The 9,492-nt window shown below is 61.5% G+C and carries 9 protein-coding genes; all 9 read right to left on the reverse strand.

The annotated features are described in order from the left end of the window. Nucleotides 1-137 precede the first annotated feature (137 nt). On the reverse strand, nucleotides 138-977 hold the full coding sequence (locus C1711_RS02680) for a PTS system mannose/fructose/sorbose family transporter subunit IID (protein WP_102337675.1): 840 nt from the start codon (nucleotides 975-977) through the stop codon (nucleotides 138-140). Beyond that, nucleotides 967-1,755 carry a PTS mannose/fructose/sorbose/N-acetylgalactosamine transporter subunit IIC gene (locus tag C1711_RS02685; RefSeq protein ID WP_102337676.1) on the reverse strand — a complete coding sequence of 263 codons (789 nt, stop codon included), beginning with the start codon at nucleotides 1,753-1,755 and terminating at the stop codon, nucleotides 967-969. Before C1711_RS02685 ends, C1711_RS02680 begins: the two co-directional genes overlap by 11 nt. Nucleotides 1,756-1,768: 13 nt before the next feature. Then, nucleotides 1,769-2,239: a PTS sugar transporter subunit IIB gene (locus tag C1711_RS02690; protein WP_102337677.1), complete on the reverse strand. Its 471-nt coding sequence runs from the start codon at nucleotides 2,237-2,239 to the stop codon at nucleotides 1,769-1,771. A gap of 136 nt (nucleotides 2,240-2,375) precedes the next feature. Next, nucleotides 2,376-3,539, reverse strand: coding sequence for an SIS domain-containing protein (locus C1711_RS02695; RefSeq protein ID WP_102337678.1), 1,164 nt, complete (start codon nucleotides 3,537-3,539; stop codon nucleotides 2,376-2,378). 201 nt (nucleotides 3,540-3,740) lie between these two features. Beyond that, nucleotides 3,741-4,484, reverse strand: coding sequence for a GntR family transcriptional regulator (locus tag C1711_RS02700; protein WP_102337679.1), 744 nt, complete (start codon nucleotides 4,482-4,484; stop codon nucleotides 3,741-3,743). A 66-nt stretch (nucleotides 4,485-4,550) separates the two neighbouring features. After that, complete coding sequence (locus C1711_RS02705; protein ID WP_102337680.1) at nucleotides 4,551-5,387, reverse strand: Cof-type HAD-IIB family hydrolase; 837 nt, start codon at nucleotides 5,385-5,387, stop codon at nucleotides 4,551-4,553. Nucleotides 5,388-5,527: 140 nt separating this feature from the next. After that, nucleotides 5,528-6,202, reverse strand: coding sequence for an HAD family hydrolase (locus C1711_RS02710; protein WP_199824828.1), 675 nt, complete (start codon nucleotides 6,200-6,202; stop codon nucleotides 5,528-5,530). Between the two features lie 191 nt (nucleotides 6,203-6,393). Next, entirely contained in the window at nucleotides 6,394-8,085 is a 1,692-nt protein-coding gene (gene pgi, locus C1711_RS02715; protein ID WP_102337681.1) for a glucose-6-phosphate isomerase, read from the reverse strand. Nucleotides 8,086-8,414: 329 nt separating this feature from the next. After that, nucleotides 8,415-9,260, reverse strand: a complete 846-nt coding sequence (locus tag C1711_RS02720; RefSeq protein WP_102337682.1) for a CPBP family intramembrane glutamic endopeptidase — start codon at nucleotides 9,258-9,260, stop codon at nucleotides 8,415-8,417. Nucleotides 9,261-9,492 lie beyond the last annotated feature (232 nt).

Consider the following 9,492-nt stretch of genomic DNA (forward strand, 5'->3'; position numbering starts at 1 on the left):
GCCCAAATTCCGAAAAGATACCGAGTTTTACATGCAAGCCACGCACGAAAAACGGGTCGAGCACCATACAAAGCGGTCTCGACCCGTTCGATAAACGTGTATCGCGGGGATGTGCGAAACGCGTTGTCGGCACGCGATTATCCCACCACGCCCAGGATGCCGAAGTAGGCGCAAACGATGCTCGCCAGCAGGATGATCAACATGATGAGCAGCGGATTCATCTTCTTCTTGAGCATGTAGTACACGATGCCGAACATCATGAGCGTCACAAAGCCCGGGAAGATGCCGTTCAGCAGCTCCGCGACGGTCGTCACGTCCTCGCCCACGCCGATGGCGACGGGGATGTCGACCGCGATCATCTCCATGGTCATGGCGCCGATGACCATGGCACCCATGATGGAGGTCATCTTGACGATGGTATCCATAAGGCCGGACTCCTGGATCTTGGCGATCATATCGGAGCCGAAGCGGTATCCCACGAACGTCAGCAGGTAGCGGATGACGTAATGAGGGACGTTGAACACCAGCAGGAACAAAATCGGGCCCAGAATGGATCCCTGCAGCGCGAGCGACGTGCCGATGCCGGTGGCGAGGATGCGCAGCGTGCCCCAGAAGAACGCGTCGCCGATACCGGAAAGCGGGCCCATGAGGGCGAGCTTGACGTTGGAGATGGCGCTCGTGTCAAACGACTCGTCCGCGGCGTTGGCCTCTTCCATCGCGGCGGCGATGGAGATGGGCAGCGTGGCGATATAGGGCGTCACGTTGTAGAGCTCCATGTGGCGCTTCATCGCGGCGCGGAACTCGGTCTCATCCGGATACAACTTGCGCAGGATGGGCATGAGGGCCCAAGTGAAACCCACGTTGCCCATGCGCTCGTAGTTCCAGGAGTGCTCGTAGGGAATCGTGCGGAAGAACAGCTGCTGCAGGTCCTTGCGGGTGATCTGCTTGTCGTATGCGGCCTCGAACTTAAAACTCATCGAAGGCACCTCCTGCGGTGGTCGTCTCGGTTGCGGGCAGCTCGGGCTTCCTGGTGAATCCGCCCAGCACCACCATGGCAGCCACGATGATGGCGGCGAAGATCGCGACGCCCGTGGTACCGACGCCGAAGTAGGCGACCAGGAAGAAGCCGGCGAAGAAGAACGGCAGCACCGTCTTGTTCATGATCATCTGGGCGAGCATGGCGAAGCCGAGGGCGGGCAGGAGGCCGGCGGCGATGTCCATGCCGGTCTGGACGAACTCGGGGATGATGCTCAGCAGCTGAGCCACGGCATCGGAACCAAAGTAGAACGCCAATGGGACGAGCAGCAGGCCGCACCAGCTCTGGGCGTAGCCGGCAATGAACATATTGCGCGTGATGGCGCGCGTGTTGCCATCCTCGACGTTCTTATCGATACGGTGCACCAGGAAGAGCATGACCGGCTGGCCGAGCGCGGTATCGAGCGCCAGAGAGATGGTCGCGATGGGAATGCCCAGCGTCAGAGCCGCGGAGGCGTCAGCACCGGCCTGCATGGCGAGCGAAACGCCGAGGATCGTGCCGGCGATGGTGTCGGGCGGGTTGTAGGCACCGATGGAGATTGCGCCCACCATGGCGAGCTCCATCGTCGCACCCATAATGGTACCGGTCACCACGTCGCCCATCACCAGGCCCACCAGAGGGCCGAGCACGATGGGACGCTGCACGTAGCTCGTGCCGAGCAGCCACTCGGAATAGCCGAGCAGGGCGATCAAAAAGATGAACAGAGTCTTGATAAGCATGAAAACACCCCTCCTAACTCACGATTTTCTTCGCATCGGTCCGGCCATCGGCAGGAATCATCTGCACGAACAACTCGATACCGGCATCCATCAGTTCCTTGAGATACGCGTTGTTCTCGTCGGTGAGGAAGATGGACTGCGACACTTGACGGGCGTCCTCGCTGAACGGGATGTTGCCGAGGTTTATCTCGCCCACCCCGAGCTCACGCGCGATGACCCCCGCCTGCTGGACCGTTTCGCACACGATGAACAGCTTGTACTTGTCGGTCACGCCGCTCTTGAGCGCCGCGATGGCGTCGACGGTGTTCTTGATGACGACTTTGCATCCATCGGGCTTGGCGAGTGCCAGCGCCGAGAGGCGCAGCTTGTCGTCGAGCACGGTGTCACTTACCAGCAAGATGCAGTCGGGACCAAGCGCCTTGGTCCACGACACGGCAACCTGACCATGCAGGAGTCGGTAATCGACGCGAATCATCTTGATCATGAAGTACTCCTTCCCTTTCCACTGCTTCCATTTCCGTATGGACTGGACGAAAAGCCTCGAAATCCGTCCGAAATCCCCTTTAGGGCAGGTGACGGGCGCAGTCGAAGACGCTCGCCCCCATGCGACGCGCGTCCCTCTACGAGCGACGCTCGCCTTCCGCGGCGTACCCAGCCACCTCGAGCTTGCGCTTCTGCACATCGTCGTAGTCGTCCGTCTTACATTTGACGAGCCGCTCGAAACGATCGAACAGCGGATGGCACTCCTCGCAGTCGAGCTCGCGCATCCCGCGCGCCGCGAACAGCTGCACGGCGGGCAGCAGGAAGAAGGGCGCGACTGTGGGATCCACCTCGGCGTGGACCCCGATCACGTGGTCGTCCCGCGCGTCAGGATTGTCATACGCCGCGATGAGGAAGGCGCGATCGGTCACCTCGCGTGTAGCGCGGTAGATGTCAAAGGTGCGGCCCGGATAGCCGACCGGATCCAGGAAGATCACCGTGGAGCGCGGTGAGAGCAGCATGTTGGGACCGTGGATGTACTCCTCGGGTTCGAGCGGAGTGGCGGGGCACTTGAGCGTCTCCTGCCACTTGAGCGCCCCCTCGAGCGCGGTGCCATATGCAGCGCCCGCTCCGCACACGAAGGCGGGACCCGGGGAGAGGAACGTCCGCGCATGCTCGTCCATGAGCTGATGGACAGCGCTTTGGACCGCCTCGTGGAGCTCGGGCACGCACGCAAGCTGCTCCATCCAGCAGGCCCATTCGGCATCGGAGATCACGGCGCGCTCGCGGGCGGTCTGCAGTGCGAACAGCGCCCAGAACTCCATGAGCGTCACAACGCCGAGCGTCACGAAATCGACCGTCTCGTTTCCCACGCCCCATTCGACGATCGAATCGACATGGGCGCGCAAATCCGCCTCGACGTTGCCCGTCAGGCCGATCACCACGTGACCGTGCTCGCGCGCGGCGCAGGCGGCCTCGATGATGTTCGTGCTGCAGCCGCTCTGCGAGATGAACACCTCGAACGAGTCGGACGCGATACGTTCCAAGCGCTCGAACTCATCCAGATAGCGGGAGGGCGTGAGCACGTCCACGCGAACGGAGAGCACCTGCTCCATGAAGGGGCGGACCGCCGCACAGGCGTTATACGATGAGCCTGAGGCGATCAGTCGAATCTCATGCGCGTCCTGCTGGGAGAAGAGTTCCACCATGGGGGCGACGAGCTCGGTCCCCCTCCGCAGGTTATCTTCGAACACCTGTGGAGACCGACCGATGTACGTCTCCATCGTTGGGATGTCACGAACCATATCGAACCCCTCCCGTAGGTTTGCATGTCTCGACGGCACGGGTGCGCAAACGAACGCGCCCGGCACATTCGACTATACGAACGTGCCGGGCAACGAAGGGTCGGATAACTGGTCGATGGCCCCTATTCATCGGTGCCGGAGGGGCGTGTCATAAATGTCGCAAAAACTAAGACAACGGGCCCGAGGCACCCGGACAAGTGCTTAAACGGCGAAGAAATAGCGCGAACCGACGATGTATTGCTCGCCGTAGAACAGCGGATTCCCGTACTGGTCGTAGTAGTCGCCGGCAAGGCAGAACAGCGGCTCGCCGGGAACCACTTCGAGCGCCGCGGCCATCTCGGTAGAAGCGCTGTAGACCTCGAGGGTGCACGACTCATGCAGTTCGGGCACCAGTCCCAAGTGCTCCTCGATCAAGCCGAAAAGCGAGCAGTCGGCCAAGTCGAGGTCGAGCAGGAAGTCGAACGCGGGACCGGAGAAGAAGTTGGTCTCGATGAGCACCGGCAAGTCGTCGGCGGTACGGACGCGCTCCACGCGCAGGACATCGGCGGATGGGGAGACTCCGAACAGCCGTTGGCACGTAACGGGCGGTTTGGTCTTGCGGCACGAAACGGGACGGGCGCCGGGCTTATAGCCGCTCTGGCTGCAAATGCCCGAGTAGCTCATCACCGTGTGGTCCACGTTGTCGCGCTGCATGACCTTGAGGACGTTCGGTCGGCTCACAAAGGTGCCGCACCCGCGCTTGCGCACCAGATACCCCTCGTTCACCAACTCGTCCACAGCGCGGCGCACTGTGATGCGGCTCACGCCGAAGCGCTCGCACAAGTCAGCCTCGGAGGGGATGCGGTCGAGGAGCTCGTACACACCCGTCCCGATATCCGCTTTGAGGTCGTTGACCACTTGCTGCCAAAGCGGAATAAACGACGGTTCACGTGAAGTTGTCGCCATCGCACGGTCCCCTTCCCTCGTGGCCTGCTTCCATCGGGGGCGATCCGAAGTCCCAGCCAAATCCAACTACCCCAAAAGCTTCTCCAGGGCGGCGGCGATGCCGTCCTCGTTGTTGGTGAGCGTCACCATGTCTGCAGCTGCCTTGACCTCGTCGGTCGCGTTTCCCATGGCAACGCCCGTGCCCGCCCAGCGCAGCATTTCGACATCGTTTTGCGCATCGCCGAACGTCACGGTTTCGGAGGCATCGATACCGAGCGTGGGCAGGACGTTCGCCAAAGCCGAGCCCTTGTTCACACCCTTCGGCATGAACTCGTAGAAGAAGTCCGAGGTGAACGTCGAATCGAGCACGCCCTCAAACGGCGCGGCGAGCTCTTTCCAATGCTCCGCCATATAGGTGTCGGTGCCCGCCGTGAGCAGCTTGCACTGAGGGATGTCGGCCAGGTTCTCAAGGCTCCTCACTTCGCACACGAGCAGGTCGCACACTTCGCACTCGTGCTTGATGATGTTGCAGGCCTTGCCACGGATGTAGATGTCATCCACGAAGGCGTGCTCCACATAGAGGTATCCGTCGCGCGTGAACCACGGGATGACGTCGAACTGCCTCACGTGATCAAGCAACGGCTTGATGATGTCTTTGGGCAACGCGTGCTCATAGAGGATCTCGCCCGTCTTGACGTCTTTGACGTGGCCGCCGTTGTACGAGGCGATCAGGCCGCCGTGCTGCGCGAGCTCGAGTTGCTCGGCCAGGCGTTTGACGCCTTGCGAGGGGCGACCCGAGGCGATGATCACACGGATGCCGGCGCGCTGTGCATCAATCAAAACTTCCCTCGTGCGCGGGGCGATCTCCTTGTCATCGTTGGTGAGGGTTCCATCGACATCGACCGCAATTGCCTTGATGACCATAGGCGTGTTCCTTTCCGTGCGTTGCATCGTTTTTTACGTTTTGCGTCAATTGCGCCCCATGATACTGCAACCCCCGTGCGCGAAACAAAATGTGGCCGAGACGTGGCTATTTCCACACAACGGGTCGCTGCGCCGGAACGTTAGAACTCGAGCGTCAGGATATCGGAAACCCGGTCCACTACATAGTCGGCCTCATCCTGGCTGAAACCGAAGCGCTCCTCGCGCTTGGCAACAACCGTCAGGCCCGCTGCCTTGCCCGCGGCGATTCCGGGGGCGGAGTCCTCGACGCAACAGCATTCCCGTGCGGAAAGGCCCAGAGCGTCCAGCACGTGCAAGTAGATCTCAGGATCGGGCTTGCTGCGTACGAACTGCTCGCCGCTCGTCACGAACTCGAACGCGTCCAGGATCTCGCATTCCGTCAGAACCTGATGGATGTTGTCGAGCGGCGAGGACGACGCCACGGCAAGACGCACGCCGCGAGCGGCCAAGCCCTCCAACGCCTCACGCACACCGGGATTGAGCAGCTTGGCGTAATCCAACGGTTCGCTATCCTCCCAGGCATCGAAGCGCGCAAGCGCCTCCTGCGTGCCGAGGTTCTCCCCTGCGCGGCCGAGCCAATCCACCAGCGTCTCGCAAAAGTCCTGGTGCGAGCGGCCCACCTGCGCATAGAGTTCCTCCATGGAGACGGTCACGCCCTGGCTCGCCAGGAAGTCGCGCGTTTCATACGCATAGGCCATCTCGGTGTCGACGATGACGCCGTCCATGTCGAAGATAACCGCCTTGAATGGAAATGCCGGCACTGCGTTGTTCTGCATACTTGATGTCCCCTCCTGTCCTCCACCGCACTGGGTATCGCGCGAAGTGGACCCCACAATACAACAAAAAGGCCCGCGCATGCGAACATACACGGGCCTTGAAGGCTTGATTTACAACGCGCATTAAGCCGAACGCTCCAAACGCTACGTGCGGTGTGCGCGCCTCAATGCGGGCTTGTGCGAGCCAAACGCTACTGACGGTGCGCGCGGTAGAACTCGATCAGCGCGCGCGTGGAGGCATCCTGGCCAGCCAGCGCCTCATCATCGTGGAAGGCGGGCGTGATCTGCTTGGCCATCTGCTTGCCCAGCTCGACGCCCCACTGGTCGTAGGAGTCGATGCCCCACACGGCACCCTCGACGAACGTGATGTGCTCGTACAGCGCGATGAGCTCGCCGAGCGCGAACGGGGTCAGCGTGTCGCCGAAAATCGAGGTCGTGGGACGGTTGCCGGCGAACACGCGGGCGGGGACCATCCACTCGGCCGTGCCCTCGGCGCGCACCTCGTCGGCAGTCTTGCCGAACGCGAGCGCCTTGGTCTGGGCAAGGTAGTTGCCCAAGAACAGCTCGTGCACGTCCTGGCCGCCGTCGACCGCGGGGTTGGCGGTGTTGGCAAAGGCGATGAAGTCGGCGGGGATCATCACGCTGCCTTGATGGATGAGCTGGTAGAACGCGTGCTGGCCGTTGGTGCCCGGCTCCCCCCAGAAGACTTCGCCCGTGTGACAGGTCACCGGCGTGCCATCCCAGCGCACATGTTTGCCGTTGGACTCCATGGTGAGCTGCTGCAGATAGGCCGGGAAGCGGTGCAAGTACTGGGTGTATGGCAGGACCGCGTGCGTGTCGGCGCCGAAGAAGTTGACGTACCACACGTTCATGAGGCCCATGAGCGCGACGACGTTCTCCTCGAGCGGGGTGCTCTCAAAGTACTCGTCAATGGCGCGGAAACCCGCAAGGAACTGCTGGAAGCGCTCGGGACCGAGCACGATGATGAGCGAGAGACCCACGGCGGAGTCGACAGAGTAACGGCCGCCCACCCAATTCCAGAAACCGAACGCGTTCTTGGGATCGATGCCGAAATCGGCAACGAGGTCGAGTGCGGTGGACACGGCCACAAAGTGCTTGGCGATGGCCTCGGCATCCTGCTCGGGCGTACCGTCGATGGCGCCCGCGGCGCGAAGCTGCTCGAGCATCCAAGCCTTGACCTCGCGTGCGTTGGTAAGCGTCTCGAGCGTGGTGAAGGTCTTGGACACGATGATCACGAGCGTGGTCTCTGAGTCGAGACCGCGCAACTTTTCCGCCTGGTCGTTGGGGTCGATGTTGGAGATGTAGCGGCAATCGATACCCGCGTCGGCGTACGGTTTGAGCGCCTCGTAAACCATGACCGGACCGAGGTCGGAGCCACCGATGCCGATGGACACCAAATGCTCGATCTTCTTGCCACTCACGCCCTTCCATGCACCGGAGCGCACTTCCTCGGCGAAGGCGTACATGCGGTCGAGGACCTCGTGAACATCGGCGACGACATCCTGGCCGTCGACGATGAGCTCACCCTTCTGGCTGGCGGGGCGGCGGAGCGCAGTGTGCAAAACGGCGCGATCCTCAGTGGTGTTGATATGCTCGCCAGCATACATGGCATCGCGGCGGGCCTCGACACCGCACGCACGACCGAGGTCGGCAAGCAGCTTCACCGTCTCATCGGTGATGAGATTCTTGGAGAGGTCGAAGTGAAGGTCGCCCGCATCGAACGAGAGCTTTTCCACGCGCTCAGGGTCGGCAGCGAACCAATCTTTGAGACTGATTCCCTCGCTCGTCAGCTTGTCATAGTGAGCGCGAAGCGCCTCCCACGCAGGGGTTTTGGTGGGGTCGATGGGCGTAGAAACCGGCATGTGATTCCTCCTTGATGGGTCAAATGCGGACATCTTCCATTCTACTACCCATCAAGTCGGCGGGGTATCTGGAAGGCAGACGGGTTTGCCCAGCGCGGTTGAGAGGCGCGGCACCAGCTGCGATAGATGTTGAGGCCGAACCGCCGCGTCACGCCCGAAGTTGAGACCAGACGGATGCTGCATGCCCAAAAATGAGACCAGACGAATGTTGCAGAAACCGGTCTCTTTTTGCAACAACGGTCCGGTCTCAAAAGCGCATCTGCAACAACGGTCCGGTCTCAAAAAAAAGCGTCTGTCACCAACAACGCCTTCATGCGCGTTTTGCAGCATCATCGCCCATCTGTTGCACGGAACAGCCCGGCAAAACCGCAGATGAGCAGCAGTGCCACAAATGCGATATTGCCAACCAGTCCCCATGGCGCCGTAATCGCATGCATATCGGACACGAAATAGGACGACAGGTTCAACGATAGGTGCAAAACCATCCCGTACCACAGCCTGCCCGTACGCCACACGACCCAACCAAACACCAGCCCGACAACGAACGCGTAGGCACCCTGCACCACATTGAGATGGAATATGCCAAAGAGCAGCGCCTGGACGATGTTGGCGCACCAAAACTGGCGCCTCGAAAGCTCTGGGGGCAGTTCGGGACAGAACGCGCGCAGCGAGAACTCGAATATGACGCCGCGACAGAGCGCCTCCTCGGAAATGGGGGCACCGAGTGCCACGACCAACAGCGAAAGCAGGGTAAGACTGCTGAACACCTCCGAGCTCATCAACTCATGGTATTCGGCCTTCAAGCTGGGGAACAACGGAAGTACCAGCTGAAGCGCCAACGAGATGCCAAGCTGCAAGCCGACGCCCAACAGCACGAGAGCGCAGAGGGCCAGCACATTTGAACGCGCATCGAGACGGCGACTGCGCAGCTTGATAATCGAACGGGGGCGCAAAGAGCACCACCACCCGATGTACACCACGATGCACGCGAGCTCCGTGATCGCCAGCATGACGGGAACGAGCGAGCCCGTGAACCCGCTGCTGGCAAGCAACGGCAGTAGCGCCGGCATCAGCGTGCTGTGGATAGCCAACACCACAGCGCGCTGGAAGCAAAAGCCCACAGCGAGCACGCCAAGTGCCGCTACGAGCCATTTCGCTACATACCGCTTTTGCATGGCTACCGACGCCCGCCGTGATCGCCCGGACGGCGGGTTGAACGACGCTGGCCGGAATTCGCGTTGCCACGAGTGGCGTAACTGCCGCGATTATCGCGGCCCCCGGAACGTCCGCCACGCGAGCCGGCGTTCATCTGACTATCGCGGCGGGGGGCCCCCCCGCCGCTGGGGTGTGTTTAAAAGACAGGGACACACCCGTCCCGATATCCGCTTTGAGGGCGTTGACCACCTG

Source organism: Collinsella provencensis, assembly GCF_900199705.1.
Taxonomy (GTDB): domain Bacteria; phylum Actinomycetota; class Coriobacteriia; order Coriobacteriales; family Coriobacteriaceae; genus Collinsella; species Collinsella provencensis.